The sequence below is a fragment of the Wolbachia endosymbiont (group A) of Scambus nigricans genome (assembly GCF_947251485.1).
GTDB classification, from domain to species: Bacteria; Pseudomonadota; Alphaproteobacteria; order Rickettsiales; family Anaplasmataceae; genus Wolbachia; species Wolbachia pipientis.
This window is the reverse complement of the sequence record NZ_OX366356.1, coordinates 529,642-544,376: the sequence shown is the minus strand read 5'-3', so window position 1 is coordinate 544,376 and position 14,735 is coordinate 529,642. Positions and strand designations below refer to the sequence as shown.

Annotated in this window: 15 protein-coding genes and 1 tRNA gene; 11 read left to right on the top strand and 5 right to left on the bottom strand. The window is 35.4% G+C overall.

The annotated features are described in order from the left end of the window. The first annotated feature begins 11 nt into the window (after positions 1–11). Positions 12–1,043, top strand: a complete 1,032-nt coding sequence (murG, locus tag OPR46_RS03145) for an undecaprenyldiphospho-muramoylpentapeptide beta-N-acetylglucosaminyltransferase (RefSeq protein ID WP_265043994.1) — start codon at positions 12–14, stop codon at positions 1,041–1,043. On the opposite strand, the gene gshB is transcribed toward murG, so the two are convergent. Together gshB and OPR46_RS03135 are read right to left on the bottom strand one after the other, a co-directional pair. Next, positions 1,028–1,957: a glutathione synthase gene (gene gshB / locus OPR46_RS03140; protein WP_007549071.1), complete on the bottom strand. Its 930-nt coding sequence runs from the start codon at positions 1,955–1,957 to the stop codon at positions 1,028–1,030. The genes murG and gshB overlap by 16 nt on opposite strands. A gap of 60 nt (positions 1,958–2,017) precedes the next feature. Further along, a complete protein-coding gene (locus tag OPR46_RS03135; protein ID WP_006279461.1) occupies positions 2,018–2,614 on the bottom strand; it encodes a BON domain-containing protein in 597 nt (198 codons plus the stop codon). Positions 2,615–2,754: 140 nt separating this feature from the next. On the opposite strand from OPR46_RS03135, the gene OPR46_RS03130 reads away from it, so the two are divergent. The 5 genes from OPR46_RS03130 (at position 2,755) to lon (ending at position 8,713) form a co-directional block, all read left to right on the top strand. Continuing rightward, positions 2,755–2,836, top strand: a tRNA-Leu gene (locus tag OPR46_RS03130). A 158-nt stretch (positions 2,837–2,994) separates the two neighbouring features. Continuing rightward, on the top strand, positions 2,995–4,329 hold the full coding sequence (tig, locus tag OPR46_RS03125) for a trigger factor (RefSeq protein ID WP_265044072.1): 1,335 nt from the start codon (positions 2,995–2,997) through the stop codon (positions 4,327–4,329). Positions 4,330–4,340: 11 nt separating this feature from the next. Continuing rightward, positions 4,341–4,967 carry an ATP-dependent Clp endopeptidase proteolytic subunit ClpP gene (clpP, locus tag OPR46_RS03120; RefSeq protein WP_006280254.1) on the top strand — a complete coding sequence of 209 codons (627 nt, stop codon included), beginning with the start codon at positions 4,341–4,343 and terminating at the stop codon, positions 4,965–4,967. After that, complete coding sequence (gene clpX / locus OPR46_RS03115; RefSeq protein ID WP_265043992.1) at positions 4,967–6,244, top strand: ATP-dependent Clp protease ATP-binding subunit ClpX; 1,278 nt, start codon at positions 4,967–4,969, stop codon at positions 6,242–6,244. The genes clpP and clpX overlap by 1 nt, the downstream gene beginning before the upstream one ends. 15 nt (positions 6,245–6,259) lie before the next feature. Next, the gene (gene lon / locus OPR46_RS03110; protein WP_265043991.1) at positions 6,260–8,713 is read left to right on the top strand and encodes an endopeptidase La; all 2,454 of its coding nucleotides are present in this window, start codon (positions 6,260–6,262) and stop codon (positions 8,711–8,713) included. A gap of 466 nt (positions 8,714–9,179) precedes the next feature. Here lon and OPR46_RS03105 read toward each other — a convergent pair whose 3' ends face one another. Further along, a complete protein-coding gene (locus OPR46_RS03105; RefSeq protein ID WP_265043990.1) occupies positions 9,180–9,347 on the bottom strand; it encodes a hypothetical protein in 168 nt (55 codons plus the stop codon). A 43-nt stretch (positions 9,348–9,390) separates the two neighbouring features. Here OPR46_RS03105 and OPR46_RS03100 point away from each other — a divergent pair, with 43 nt between their 5' ends. From OPR46_RS03100 to OPR46_RS03090, 3 genes are all read left to right on the top strand, one after another. Then, positions 9,391–10,506, top strand: coding sequence for a Na+/H+ antiporter NhaC family protein (locus OPR46_RS03100; RefSeq protein ID WP_265043989.1), 1,116 nt, complete (start codon positions 9,391–9,393; stop codon positions 10,504–10,506). Positions 10,507–10,540: 34 nt separating this feature from the next. Beyond that, on the top strand, positions 10,541–11,800 hold the full coding sequence (locus OPR46_RS03095) for a cbb3-type cytochrome c oxidase subunit I (RefSeq protein WP_006279990.1): 1,260 nt from the start codon (positions 10,541–10,543) through the stop codon (positions 11,798–11,800). A gap of 387 nt (positions 11,801–12,187) precedes the next feature. Continuing rightward, positions 12,188–12,334, top strand: a complete 147-nt coding sequence (locus OPR46_RS03090; protein ID WP_265043988.1) for a hypothetical protein — start codon at positions 12,188–12,190, stop codon at positions 12,332–12,334. 49 nt (positions 12,335–12,383) lie between these two features. On the opposite strand, the gene OPR46_RS03085 is transcribed toward OPR46_RS03090, so the two are convergent. Beyond that, positions 12,384–12,542 (bottom strand): hypothetical protein, encoded by a 159-nt coding sequence (locus tag OPR46_RS03085; RefSeq protein WP_265043986.1) that lies wholly within the window; start codon positions 12,540–12,542, stop codon positions 12,384–12,386. A gap of 1 nt (position 12,543) precedes the next feature. Further along, entirely contained in the window at positions 12,544–12,678 is a 135-nt protein-coding gene (locus tag OPR46_RS03080; RefSeq protein WP_265043984.1) for a hypothetical protein, read from the bottom strand. 17 nt (positions 12,679–12,695) lie between these two features. On the opposite strand from OPR46_RS03080, the gene OPR46_RS03075 reads away from it, so the two are divergent. Then, entirely contained in the window at positions 12,696–12,884 is a 189-nt protein-coding gene (locus OPR46_RS03075; protein ID WP_264954149.1) for a hypothetical protein, read from the top strand. 60 nt (positions 12,885–12,944) lie between these two features. Further along, positions 12,945–14,684, top strand: coding sequence for a single-stranded-DNA-specific exonuclease RecJ (gene recJ, locus OPR46_RS03070; protein WP_265043982.1), 1,740 nt, complete (start codon positions 12,945–12,947; stop codon positions 14,682–14,684). The last annotated feature ends 51 nt before the right edge of the window (positions 14,685–14,735 follow it).

Below are 14,735 nucleotides of genomic sequence, written 5' to 3'. Positions count from 1 at the left end.
ATTATTTACAGATGGATATTATTTTAGCAACAGGTGGCACAGGTGGGCATATCTTTCCGGCCATAGCTTTAGCAAAAGCACTAAAGACACAAGGATACAATTGCATATTATTCACTGATAAAAAAACAAATAAAAATACCGACATAGAAAGCTACACCTTACCATTACGTAAACCAAGCAGCAACAAATTTAAGTTTTTCCTTTTCTTGATATACAGCTCTATGTTAGCACTGTATCAAGTAAGAAAATTAAAACCAAAATCGGTCATTGGTTTTGGTAGCTATGCTTCTTTTCCAACTCTTCTTGCAGCAAGAGTTCTTTCTATACCTATAATTTTACATGAACAAAACACAGTTTTAGGGAGAGTAAATAGATTCTTTTTCAAGAGTGCAAAATTAATTGCAACCAGCTTTCCGGAGACTAAATATGCAGAGGGCAATAAATGTATTTTTACAGGAAATTTTGTTGATATAAAAGCACAGAGCCATTCTAGCACTGAGAAAATCCTAAATATATTGGTCATAGCAGGCAGCCAAGGTGCAAATTTCTTTGATGATGTAGTAAGCAGCGTAATTTGTGATTTACCTATTAAAATGAAAAAGAAAATTAGAGTGACGCAGCAATGTACGAAGAAAAATGTAAACAAGGTCAAAAGTCTATACAAAAGTGAAAAGATCGATTGTGAATTGAGTGAATTTTTTGATGATATGGAGAATAGACTGGCCAATGCTCACTTGGTAATTAGCAGAGCAGGAGCAACTTCAATAGCAGAGATCACTCTTGCTAGGCGTTCTGCTATATATATTCCTTACCCTTACTCAAAAGATAATCACCAATTTTATAACGCAAAATATATTGAAGACTCGAGAGCAGCTATAATAGTTAAGCAGAATAGTGAAGCAAAAAAAAATCTAACAGAGGTACTATTTGATCTATTAAATAATTCTCAAAAATTGCGTGATATGACCAATAGTACAGAAAAAACAGGGATAAAGAATGGGACTACTGAGTTTGTTAAGGTGATTGTTCACAGGTTTAGTTGATGGCTGCTTGCTTTTTCTTCAAACACGTCCCAAAGATCCTTTTCTAGCGATATATTATACAATTTATTGATATAAACTACTCCCGTGGGTGAAGTTGTGTTAATTTCGAGCAGGAAGTCATCTATAATATCAATACCAACAAATATTAGCCCTCTTTTCTTTAATTCAGGACCAATTTTGTTACATATTTCATTGTTTCTATCGTTCATTTGAGCGGGCTCAAAACTTGCTCCAAGTCGCATGTTTGTTCTGATCTCTCCACTGATTTTGGGAATTCGTTTCATTACACCAATTGGTTGGCCATAAAGTAGCAATATTCTTTTATCTTTATCTATGTTTTTACAAAATGATTGTGCAATCACAGGGCATTCGTATTTTGCTATCATGAGATCCACTACTACTTGAATACTATTCTCATCTTGTATTCTTATCACATCGTTTCCTCCATAACTATACAATGGCTTCAGAATAATATCTTGATAGTTGTAGTAGAAATCTCTAATCATTGATATATTTTCAGTAATCAAAGTTGGCGGAATTAGCTCTGGAAATAATGAAGTTATCAATTTTTCAGGACAATTTCTTATTTCTGTTGGATTGTTAATTACCAATGCGCTGGTTTTTTCTAAGATATATGTTGTTGTAATATAACGCATATCAAAGGGTGGATCCTGTCTGATAAATATGATGTCCATTTCATTCAAGTTGATTGCTACATCCTCTTTAGAGATAAAACTAAAATCATCAACGCTGACTTTCTGAGCCAGAGCAATTGGATGGTTTAGCTTTAGTGCTAAATTGTTAGGAGCATAGACAAAAACTTCGTGCTTCCTCCTTTGTGCTTCCTTTATTAGCACGAATGTAGTGTCAGTTTCAAAATTTATATTTTCATCCATCTGAAAGGCAACTTTCATTTATGTTCTCTACCTATTGTCACAATTGTACAAATGTTATAATTTGAAAGCGATTTTTGCCTAATGGCGTAACTTACTGTACCTATATCGTACATAACTTACAACTTGTTTTACTCCCTTTACTTTTCTTGCAATTGCTATTACAGCTTTTAATTCCGCTTTATTTTGGGCTATACCCATCAAATAAACAACTCTATCAACCGTATTAACGCTATAATTAATTGACTTAATATTTCTTTTTCCCAGGAGTCTTGTTCTTATTTCCGCTGTTATCATGCCATCTACAGTGGTGTCTAGCATGGAAGCCATTTGAATTGGTATTACTCTTATTTCATTTATCACTTCTTTAATTTCTTTTTGCTGCCAAGCTATTTTTTCTGCTGTAAGTTGTTTTTCAGGAGTGTCAACACTTCCAATGAGCAATACTCTTCCTTCACTTACTTTAACCTTTATGGATGAAAATAGCCCATGTTTTAAGAGCCCCTTATTAATTCTGATGACCATAGTCGTATCATCAATGATATTTCCCAAGGATTTGTCCTGCATTGTTATTGCTGTTGCTGTCGCTGTAGCCACCACACCACCTATTATAAGGGTTGTGCAACCACTTTGTGTAATCAAAAAAATTGCGAGTAAGAAGCTTGTTATTAATCTCATTATTGATTTTCAGGGTTTAGAGCTTTCATTAAGAAATGTTAATAAGCTTTTTTGATTGTGTAAATACCATAAATTAAGTAAGACTTTAAACCTTGAATATTTTTAATGGAATACCTACAATAGGGTACTGAAAATTTCTTGCGGATATGGCGGAATTGGTAGACGTGCCAGGTTTAGGTCCTGGTGAGCTTGCTCGTGGGGGTTCAAGTCCCTCTATCCGCACTTTAAAGTCATGTAACTTAGGTTTTAAGGGAAAATTTATAATCACTAAATACACTTTTGTTTGTGTAAAAACCTGTTCTTAAGGGTTGTGTTTAACTTAAATTCTGGTAAAATGACTCTATTAAGATATGAATTAAAATGTTAATAAATGAGTTATGATGTCTAATAATATACCTCAAAATACAGTCGAAGTAAGTAGCGTATATACCTACAAAGAGCTTAGTATAGATAAACTAAAGTATGAGTATGAAATCACAGTTGGTAGTGATTATATAAAACAAAAGGTAAATTCCAGGTTGCAAGAGATAGCAGAAAATGCAAAATCACCTGGATTTAGGGCTGGAAAGATGCCCTATGACCTTGTTGTTGCAAATTATAAAAACGAGGCTTTGGAATATGTGATAAACAATACAATTGATTATTGCTCAAGTGATTTGATGAAAAAAATTGAAGTCAAGTCTCACGTTTATCCTAAGGTTGATGTTATATCATTACCAGATCTGGGCAAAGAAAATGAGGAGGGCAATTTTGTATACAAGCTATCTTTTGAGTCGATGCCTGAAGTACCGATGATAGATCTTGACAAAATAAACTTAAAGAAAATTGAAGCAAAGATTGAAGAGGAAGATATAAAAGAATTTATTGATTCTATCAAAACAAAGTTCCCCAATTTTGCCTCTGTTGATGATGCTTCTTATCAAGCGAAAGATGGAGATAAATTGATAATTGATTTTGAAGGGCGGATTAGGAATAAGCTCTTTCAAGGTGGAAGTAGCAAAGATTTTGCCGTTAATTTAGGGTCTGGCACATTTATTAATGGTTTTGAAGATCAATTAATTGGTATGAAAAAGAGAGAAACAAAGAACTTTAAGTTGAAATTTCCTGAAAATTACCAAGCCATTTCCCTTGCAGGACAGGAAGCTGATTTTTCTGTGCGAGTTAATGAGATTCAAATTGCCAAAGATTTTGAAAATGATGATGAAATAGCTAAGAGTATTGGGTTTAAAGATTATTCTTTGCTAATAAATCATGCAAAAAAAATGATTGGTGATCAGTGCACCGAAATGAGAAATCTCTTAATTAAAAAGGAGCTGTTTGATTATTTGGATGCTAATTATAGTTTTGATTTACCCACAGACATAGTAAAACAGGAACAACAAAGAATGGAAGGAGAATTGGGTGCTCAAAATGATTCTCGTAAAGAAGCTGAAAAACGTGTAAAGCTTGCTATGTTATTTATGAAATTTAGTGCAGAACATAAAATATCATTAACTCAAAATGATGTTTTGAGTGTTATTGTAAATCAATATGTCAGTAAAGATGTGCAATTTGACAGAGTACTTAAGCATTTTGAATCAAATAAACAATTTCAAGAATTAGTTAGAGGGCAAGCGCTTGAGTATAAAGTGACAGATTATATAATAGAAAAAGTTAGTAAAGAAGAGCAGATTGTTTCTGTGAAAGAATTAAAGGAATTATTTGATAATATTTAATAGGAAAAGGTATGACTCTTATACCAATTGTAGTTGAACAAACTAGTCGCGGTGAGCGCGCTTATGACATATATTCAAGACTAGTGAAAGAAAGAATAATTTTTGTAACAGGTCCTATTGAAGACAATATGGCCAGTGTAATAGTAGCACAGCTTTTATTTTTAGAATCGGAAAATCCCGATAAAGACATTTGTATGTACATCAACTCACCAGGTGGTGTTGTAACTGCTGGTTTGTCGATCTACGATACAATGCAGTATATAAACCCAGACGTTTCAACTTTATGTATAGGTCAAGCTGCGTCTATGGGTTCTTTATTGCTTGCAGCTGGTACAAAAGGTAAGCGCTACTCTCTACCTCATTCAAGAATTATGATACATCAGCCATCTGGTGGTTATCATGGTCAAGCAACTGATATAGAAATACATGCTAATGAAATTTTGCGGGTTAAGAAAAAACTAAATCAAATTTATGAAAAACATACTGGAAATTCACTGAAGAAAATTGAAGGAATGATGGAAAGAGATAAATTCATGGATCCTGAAGAAGCAAGGAAAATTGGCTTAATTGACAGGGTGATAGCTGAGCGTACAGATATTGAAATTGAAAATATTAAAGTTAAACAAAAGGTGGGTTAATGGATAACAATAATGATTTACACTACTGTTCTTTTTGCAACAAGGCGCAAGATGAAGTAGATAAATTGATTACTAACTCTTCGGATGGTTTAAAGGTGTTTATTTGTAATGAGTGCATAGAATTATCCCATAAAGCAATAAGTCAAAAGAAAGATAGATCTTTTAATTCAGATCGTATATCTGGTATGAAGCTATTACTAAAGAAACCTGAGGATATAAAAAACTTTCTCAGCAAGCATGTTGTAGGTCAAGAACACGCGCAACACGTTTTATCTGTAGCTATGTATAACCATTGTCAATCCATGGTACAATTTCATGCTATAAGTGATATTGAAATCGAGAAGTCAAATATAATGCTTATTGGTCCCACTGGTTCTGGTAAGACTTTGCTAGCCAAAACACTTGCTAAAGTTTCAGATGTGCCATTTGCTATGGCTGATGCGACAACTTTAACTGAGGCAGGTTATGTGGGTGATGATGTAGAAAGCGTGTTGTCGCGTTTATTACAAGCTGCAAATTATGACGTTGTAAAAGCACAGCGTGGTATAGTGTTTATAGATGAAATAGACAAGATTACAAGAAAATCTGAAAGCACTTCAATAACCCGTGACGTTTCAGGTGAAGGGGTCCAGCAAGCTCTGCTTAAGATTATGGAGGGTACAGTTGCTTATGTTCCGCCACAAGGAGGGCGAAAACACCCACAACAAGAGTTTATACAAGTGGATACTAGTAACATACTGTTTATTTGTGGAGGAGCTTTTGAAGGCCTCGATAAAATTATTGAAGCGAGAAAAAAGGGAACGTCAGTTGGCTTTGGAGCAGATATAAGTCAGTCTAAAGAGCAAAAGAAAAAGAATGCTTTACATGATGTTCAACCTGAAGATTTAATCAAATTCGGTTTAATACCCGAATTTGTAGGGCGGGTTCCAATAACTGCTGTTTTAGATGAGCTGGATCATGAAGATTTAATACATGTGTTGACAGAGCCAAGGAATGCACTAATAAAACAGTACAAAGCATTGCTTGCGTTTAGCAAAGTAAACCTTGAGTTTTCAGATGAAGCAATATCAGCTATTGCTAAAAAGGCTATAAGCTACAAAACAGGTGCAAGAATGTTACGTGCTATCTTGGAGTCACTTTTGCTTGACATTATGTATACATCTGGAAACGGAGGCTTTGAAGGTAGCACTATAGTGATCACTAAGAAAATGGTAGAATTAGGAAAAGCAACGGTTAATCATAATAACAATGGCAATGTTATAACGGTTAATGATTAATTTGAGGCATATATTATGAACATTGAACGTGCTGTAAGCTCTACTTTTACTGCATTGCCAGTATTACCTTTAAGAGATGTAGTAATTTTTCCAAATATAATGGTGCCTTTATTCATAGGCAGAGAAAAATCTGTTAATGCACTAGAGTATGCAATAAGTAGTAGTAATCACCAAAATGAGATTTTTCTTGTAGCACAGAAAGATGGCTCTGTTGATAATCCAGAGCCTGAAGATCTTTATGAAGTAGGTGTGCTAGCAAGCATTGTACAACCGTTAATAAAATTACCTGACAATGCAGTAAAAGTTATAATCCGGGGGATAAGAAGGGGAAGAGTTGTAGAATATATTAGCTCTCATACTTTATTACAAGCCAGGGTAGAGTTAGACAATTATTATAAAGAAGATGAAGACAATATTGATTTAGAAGCTTTAAGGCGGTCTGTTGTAGACGCGTTCGATAGCTGGTGTAAGCTAAACAAGAAAAATCAACCCGAGGTTGCCATTAACTCCATTGATCAAATCAAAGAAGTTGATCAACTTGTAGACACGGTAGCTTCACATTTAAATATAAAAGTATCAGATAAACAAAGTATACTTGAGGCTTATGACCCAGAAGAGCGTTTAAAAAAAGCTTTTGCTTTTATTGAGAGAGAAATGAGTATTTTGAACGCACAAAACCGTTTATATAAGACAATTAAATCGCAAGTTGAAAGCACTCAGAAAGTTTACTACCTTAACGAGCAATTGAAAGCTATACAGAAAGAATTAGGCGAATTTGAGAATGGTGATGAAGGGAATATACTCAATGAATTTGAAAAAAAGATAAATGAAACAAAGCTTTCTCAGGAAGCAAGAGAGAAAGCTATAACTGATTTGAAGAGATACAAGAAAATGAATCCCATTTCTCCTGAAGCTACAGTTATATCTAGTTACTTGCATTGGTTGCTTGAGTTGCCATGGGGAAAGTACAAAGGTGCAAAAATTAACTTAAATGCAGCTAAGAAAATCTTAGATGAAAATCATTATGGCATAGAGAAAGTAAAAGATAGAATAATAGAATTTTTAGCGGTATTAAAAAGAGTAAAAGAGATAAAAGGTCCTATACTTTGCTTAGTTGGACCGCCAGGTGTTGGTAAAACTTCTTTAGCTAAGTCTATGGCAAGAGCAGTAGGAAAAGATTTTGTTCGCATAGCTCTTGGTGGTGTGCGTGATGAGTCTGAGATACGAGGGCATAGGAAAACTTATATTGGCTCGATGCCTGGTAAAATCATTCAACACATGAAAAAAGCTAATTCATGCAACCCGCTTTTTCTGCTTGATGAAATAGATAAGATGGGTTCTGATTCGCGTGGCGATCCTGCATCTGCATTACTTGAGGTTTTAGATACTGAGCACAATAAACACTTTACGGATCATTACTTGGAAGTTGAGTTTGATCTTTCAAGTGTAATGTTTGTAGCTACGGCAAACAGCTTAAATTTACCACATCCTTTGCGTGATAGGATGGAAATTATACAATTGTCCGGGTATACTGAGGATGAAAAAATCAGTATTGCTACACACCACCTTATTCCGAAGTTAAAGGAGGAGCATGGTTTGTATCAGAAGGAATGGGACATAACTAATGAGGCGTTATACGAGTTGATACGTTTATATACACGTGAAAGTGGTGTGCGGAGTATGGAAAGGGAGCTTGCAAAGCTCATGAGAAAGGCAGTTAAAGAAATATTGACTGATAAAAATAAGAAAATATCCGTAGGGGTTGACAATTTACAAGATTATTTAGGGGTACGTAAATATACCTTTGGCATTGCGGAAAATGAGAGTTTAGTAGGAATAGTAACTGGGCTCGCCTATACTGAAACAGGTGGTGATATTTTGATGATAGAATCAGTCCTAATTGCGGGCAAGGGAGAAATAAAATACACAGGAAAGCTTGGAGAGGTTATGCAAGAATCTATAAAAGCTGCGTATAGTTATATTCGATCAAATTGTTTGTTTTTTGGTATAAAGCCCGAAAAGTTCCAAAATAATGATATACATTTACATGTACCTGAGGGTGCAGTACCAAAAGATGGCCCTTCTGCTGGCGGCGCGGTATGTACGTCTATTGTTTCTCTTATGACGAATATACCAGTTAACAAAAATGTTGCTATGACAGGCGAAGTGACATTGCGTGGTAGAGTTTTAGCTATTGGGGGCTTAAGAGAAAAATTGCTTGCAGCGCTCAGAGGATCAATCAAAACTGTGATTATACCAAGTGAAAATGAGAAAGATATGCAAGAGATTCCGGCAAGCATCAAAGAGGGGATCAACGTAGTTTTTGCTAAGAATATTGATGAAGTTATGAAAGTTGCTTTAATGCACCCTACTACTCCAATTGATGGTGATGATAATCAAAATAGTGTGCCTTCCTCTATAGAAAGTAAAGATGATACTTTTCCTATGTCGGAAACATTGAAGCATTAGATTAAAAAAATATTATCAATCTCCATTTCTCTTTTATCCGGCAAAAATCCACCAACTTGTGCATCCCATAAGGATATGACTTGCTTTGTTGTTATGTCATTCATATTTTTTACTTATTCTATCTCCCAGTTTATAGCCTTTCTTATAATAGTCCGAATGCGATAAGATATGTGTTTATGGCTATAGCAGGCCAGTAGCATATTACGGTCTGTTCGGATTATTGTAAAAAGAGCTATAATTCAAGTAGATGATATATTATAATAGTCCTTTTCATGGAAACCTTTTCTGGTAGATTGCTTTCTAGAAAAACCTTGGTCAAGGTGCTAACTGTGGTTTATAATAATATAAATCATATCATAGTTGATTTGCGTTTATCAGAGCTGGAGTAGAGGTATGTTTTATCTTACAAATTTTTTGCCTATTTTACTGTTCCTATTTCTTTTTGTAGGAAGTGGTATATATTTTACTATTCTTGGCGTTTCAAATGCTTTTTATCAGTTATAGCCTTTCTTATAATAGTCCGAATGCGATAAGATATGTGTTTATGGCTATAGCAGGCCAGTAGCATATTACGGTCTGTTCGGATTATTGTAAAAAGAGCTATATCTCCACTGGTAGCCATTGTTCCTGCCATAGCTCTGGGTTGGGTTTTATGCAAGGGCAATACTGAAGAAAAAATGTATGCCTTTCTAGATGGGGTAAGAGATCGTAATATTATCACTATGTGTATCATTTTCTTACTTGCAGGTGCATTCAGTGAAGTAACTAAAGCAATCGGTAGTGCTGATGCCACAGTTAATTTGGCTCTTTCATTTATACCAACACAATTTTTACTCATAGGATTATTTTTTGTAGCAGCTTTCATCTCCACTGCTATTGGTACATCAATGGGCACCATTGCAACAATTGCTCCTATTGCAGTTGAACTGACACAAGCTGGGATTTCTCCTTCCTTAGGAGTTGCAACCGTTGTAGGAGGAGCAATGTTTGGCGACAATTTATCTATTATCTCTGATACTACAATTGCATCTGTGATGTCTCAAAAGGCTGATATAAAGAAAAAATTAAAACTGAATGCAAAAGTGGCACTAATTGCTTCTATATTCACAATAATTATATTATTTTATAGCTCAAGCAATAGTGCTGCTATTTCAGTTAAGGAGTATTCTTTATTGCTTGTGACTCCTTACATAATACTTATATTGCTTGCAAACTTTGGAATAAATGTATTTACGGCATTGGTTTTAAGCATAACTTTTGCTGGAATCATTGGATTTATAAATAACAGCAATCATGGTTTATTGTTTTTAAGCCAAAACATCACTAAGGGGTTTATGAGTATGCATGAAATTATGCTACTGTCATTCATGGTTGGCGGGCTTTCAGGACTGGTAGGTAAAAATTCTAAGGAGTTTGCAGATAAACTTTCATCTTGGGTTATGATACAACGTGGTGGACAAAAAACAGCGCAGTTATTTATTGCAAAAATAGTCAGTATATTTGATATTTTACTTGCAAATAATACCATCGCTATAATTTTTAGCGGTGAAATTGCTAGAGATATTGCTAAGAAATATGAAATACCGCCTCACTATAGTGCAGCATGGCTAGGCATATTTTCTTGTGTATTTCAAGGATTAATACCGTATGGCGCTCAATTGCTTTTGGCTAGCACTATTGCTGGAGTTTCACCTTTGGCAGTCGTGCCACACGTATACTATTGCTATGTTTTAGGTATTATTGCAGTGTTATATATTGTATTGAACAAAATTGAGAAAAAAGATTGTGCTTAATATACAAGACAACGCTCCGCTCTGTAGAAAATGGATGTTCTTGGCAGTATGTGCTCTTGCTTGCTCTGGGTTACTGTCAATAATTGTTATTTTTCTACGATTGCCTTTTATCTCCTCTCTTGTTCCTTCTGCACAATATATTTTTGATAATGCGCTGGTAATACACGTGAACTTGTCAATTTTAGTGTGGATGTGCTCTATAATATCTCTGCTCTTTATCATAAACCTACAAAATACCAATAGTTGGTTTAACTTTTCATGGGTTCTATCAACCCTTTCGATGCTGCTCATGTTTATATCCGCATTCGTTCCAAACACTGAAGTTATCAAAAGTAACTATATTCCCGTATTACAAAACAAATTATTTTTACTTGGACTCAGTTTATTTATTGCCAGTATATTAGTAAATACAATGCTAGCATACACATCAAAAAAAGAGGTTTCATTTCTCTCTGTTGGGCAAATTGGACTAGTTATTATACTTGTATCGTCATTTCTTTGCTTTGTTTTAGCATATAATAATATGCCTCCAGGTCTATATCACTCAGATAATAATTTATTTTACGAATATCTCTTTTGGGGAGGCGGACATTTATTGCAGTTTGCTTTTACTCAAGGAATGTTTTTAGTCTATTTAATAATGCTAAGTTCCAATGATATTAGTTTAGCTTCAAACAATAAAATTACTATTTTACCACTATTTATAAACACGATTTTAGCTGTAGGCGCACCGTTTGTATATTTTGTTTATCCAGTTGATAGTGCCAAGTTAATACAGTTTTTTACTTGGCATATGAGGATTGCTGGAGCAGTTTTGCCGTGCTTTTTGATAATATTAGTGTGCTACAACATCAGAACTTTTATTAATGATAAAAGCAACTATTTATTACATTCATTTTTGTTGTTCACTTATGGAGATGTGCTCGGAGTGTTGACTATTGAAGGTAATGTCACGATTCCTGCTCATTATCACGGTTCTGTAGTTGGGATCACTATAGCTTTTATGAATTTCATTTATTGGCTGTTACCCAAATTAAACTTTAAAGAGGTAAAAAACTCCATGGTAAGATTACAGATTTATGCCTACAGTGTAGGGCATTTTCTCCATATTACTGGCCTTGTGTGGCTTGGTGGATATGGTGCTTTAAGGAAGGTTGCAGATCTGCCAAGCATTTCGTCAATGTTAGCACGCACGTGCTTCATTATAGGTGGCGCTATATCAGTTGTTGGTGGAATGTTGTTCGTAATAATTGTGCTTTTACATCTGTTAAAAGGCAAAGCGCGTACCAACTGACCCATAGAAACGAAAAAACTTCCTTGACAAACTCCGCCAGCGCCCTTATCATGATACTGAAGCTATTCAATTATCTTCATCTGTGCAGATTAAACAGCAAGAAAACAACGTAGTTGGCGTCTTATTTTTAATTTTTTGCACTATGTGCACCTTATGTCTTCACAGCATTTTTAGGTTTTTACCTATAAAAGCTGAAACGCGCTTATAAGTCGTTTAAGACAGTATAGTGCGCCAATTTGCAGGATTAGAGAGTGAACACTAATTACCACGGGGTTTCTTTTGCCTTTTTTTCTGCTTAGTAAATTTCTTAATGTTTATAGCTAAACGACAACCGTCATCCCGCTGCTTGTTATAGCTCTTTTTACAATAATCCGAACAGACCGTAATATGCTACTGGCCTGCTATAGCCATAAACACATATCTTATCGCATTCGGACTATTATAAGAAAGGCTATAGCTGATGAGATACCGCGGCGGTATGACGTAGGACTGCTGTCATTCCAGTGCTCCTTTTTTTGTCATCCGAGTAGCTGACACTGTCCTCCTTTGTCATCCCAGTGCCCAGACACTGGGATCCAGCATTTCACGCAATCCCATCAAGAACGTTGTATTTTATAGCCTTTCTTATAATAGTCCGAATGCGATAAGATATGTGTTTATGGCTATAGCAGGCCAGTAGCATATTACGGTCTGTTCGGATTATTGTAAAAAGAGCTATACATAACACTTTTATGCTTACCAACTTAATAAAATTCCTGGATCCCAGTGTCAGCTACTCGGATGACAAAAAAAGGAGCACTGGGATGACAGGAGAGGGAGGCTACTTGGATGACATCATAGGGGCACTGGGATGACACCATTCTTTTTCCTGGATCCAAATAGTCAAGGCACTGGAATGACAAAAAAAGGAGGCACTGGAACGACAAAGTGGAGTGTCTGCTTCTGTCATCCTATGATAGCTAAAAAGACCTGGTCACGCGCTGGAATGACACCGAAGGGGCTACTGCCCTCTTGGATGGAGACCAGTGTCAGCTACTTAGATGATACCTTTTTTCTACTTAGTTTAGGTTATGCAGAAGTCTAATACAATTATAGAACAAGCTTAAAAATTCTGGTAAAGTAGTTTTATTTACAAAGAAAGAATATGCTACTTGAAATTGAAAAGCGCAGCATAACAAATGCATTGTGGAAGTTGCAAGAAGCAGATCAAAGGCAAATCTTAACTCTTACACAGAGATTTGAGTTACCAGAAATATTAGCAAGAATATTGGTTACTCGTGGTGTTAACATAGAAAATGCAAGCGACTTCTTATATCCACTAATCAGATCGCTATTACCAGATCCCTTTCACCTTCTTGATATGGATAAAGCTGTTTCTCGTATAATACGGGCAATAAAAAATGATGAAAACCTTGCAATATTTGGTGACTATGATGTTGATGGTGCAACGTCGTCAGCATTGATTAACAGATACCTGAGAGCAATCGATACACACTCTATAATCTACATTCCAGATCGTGTTGATGAGGGTTATGGATTAAACACAGATGCTTTATTACAACTTAAAAAGAATGGAATTGATTTATGTATTTCCGTTGATTGTGGTACGCTTGCATATCAACTAATAGAAGATGCAAAGGCTTTTGGTCTTGATATTATAGTTGTTGACCATCACCTTGGTACGGAAAAATTACCAAGAGCCGTAGCAGTTGTGAATCCAAACCGCCTTGATGAGAGCTCTCCTTATAATAACCTAGCAGCAGTTGGAGTGTCATTTCTGCTAATTGTTGCTCTTAATAAAAGCCTACGTGAGCAAGGATTTTTTACCAACAAAAAAGAACCAGATTTATTTGATCTGTTGGATTTGGTTGCCCTGGGAACTGTCTGTGATGTTATGCAGATCACAGGCCTCAATAGAGCACTTGTCTCACAAGGATTAAAAGTTATGTCAACAAGAAAAAACGTTGGCTTGCGTGTTTTATTTGATGCTTTGGGAATCCTTGAAAAACCAAGTGTTTCTCGATTAGGGTTTAGTATTGGGCCATGCATAAATGCTGGAGGAAGAATTGGAGAAGCATCGCTTGGTGCAAGGTTGCTTTCCACCGATGATGATGAAGAGGCACATTCAATCGCGCTAAAATTAATAGATTTGAATAATGCAAGAAAAGTGTTAGAAAATGAGGCTCTCTTGGAAGCTACAGCACAAGCGGAAAAGTCTGCCCAATCAGGTGCGAATTTTATAATGATAAGTGGCAATTGGCACCAGGGAATAATTGGTATAATTGCATCAAGGCTAAAGGAGCAGTTTCACTTGCCAACAGTAGTGATATCTTTAAATAATGGAATAGGAAAAGCAAGCTGTAGATCAATTTTGGGAGTTGATATCGGTGCTGCAGTCCTTTCCGCAAAGTTTATAAATTTGATTATTGAAGGTGGTGGCCATAGTATGGCGGCAGGATTTTCAATTAAAGAAGACAAAATAAATGATTTGCATGATTTTTTTACTGAAAGATTTTCAAACTCTATAAATGAGAAAACTTTAAAAGCTGATAGTATAGTAACTGCTAAAGCAATAAATTTGTCTTTATGGAATCAATTGCAACGCTTGGGACCATTTGGAGTTGGAAATCCTGAACCAAGGTTTATTATCCAAGGAGCAAAGATAAGAAAGCCTGAAGTTATAGGAGTTGACCATATAAAATGTTTTATTGCTGATGATAATGTTATGGTAAGAGCTATTGCATTTCGTTCTGCAAATACTCATCTTGGCTCTGCTATCATGCAGGGTAATGTTAAAGCTATTTTGGGTAAAATCTCTATGAATTACTGGAATGGCAATGAATTTGTACAATTTTTAATAGAAGATGTATTGACCATTAGTTGAGTGTATCTGTTCAGCAGAGTGGCAAAATAGGTAGACAAGATAAACCAAAAA

Excerpts from the sequence above, each read along its gene's own strand:
- OPR46_RS03075 (WP_264954149.1), top strand. The coding sequence starts at position 12,696 with ATGACAAAAAAAGGAGGCACTGGAACGACAAAGTGGAGTGTCTGCTTC.
- OPR46_RS03105 (WP_265043990.1), bottom strand. The coding sequence starts at position 9,347 with ATGGCAGGAACAATGGCTACCAGTGGAGATATAGCTCTTTTTACAATA.
- OPR46_RS03095 (WP_006279990.1), top strand. The coding sequence starts at position 10,541 with ATGTTCTTGGCAGTATGTGCTCTTGCTTGCTCTGGGTTACTGTCAATA.
- murG (WP_265043994.1), top strand. The coding sequence starts at position 12 with ATGGATATTATTTTAGCAACAGGTGGCACAGGTGGGCATATCTTTCCG.
- recJ (WP_265043982.1), top strand. The coding sequence starts at position 12,945 with ATGCTACTTGAAATTGAAAAGCGCAGCATAACAAATGCATTGTGGAAG.
- tig (WP_265044072.1), top strand. The coding sequence starts at position 2,995 with ATGTCTAATAATATACCTCAAAATACAGTCGAAGTAAGTAGCGTATAT.
- OPR46_RS03090 (WP_265043988.1), top strand. The coding sequence starts at position 12,188 with ATGCTACTGGCCTGCTATAGCCATAAACACATATCTTATCGCATTCGG.
- OPR46_RS03135 (WP_006279461.1), bottom strand. The coding sequence starts at position 2,614 with ATGAGATTAATAACAAGCTTCTTACTCGCAATTTTTTTGATTACACAA.
- gshB (WP_007549071.1), bottom strand. The coding sequence starts at position 1,957 with ATGAAAGTTGCCTTTCAGATGGATGAAAATATAAATTTTGAAACTGAC.
- lon (WP_265043991.1), top strand. The coding sequence starts at position 6,260 with ATGAACATTGAACGTGCTGTAAGCTCTACTTTTACTGCATTGCCAGTA.
- OPR46_RS03100 (WP_265043989.1), top strand. The coding sequence starts at position 9,391 with ATGTATGCCTTTCTAGATGGGGTAAGAGATCGTAATATTATCACTATG.
- clpX (WP_265043992.1), top strand. The coding sequence starts at position 4,967 with ATGGATAACAATAATGATTTACACTACTGTTCTTTTTGCAACAAGGCG.
- clpP (WP_006280254.1), top strand. The coding sequence starts at position 4,341 with ATGACTCTTATACCAATTGTAGTTGAACAAACTAGTCGCGGTGAGCGC.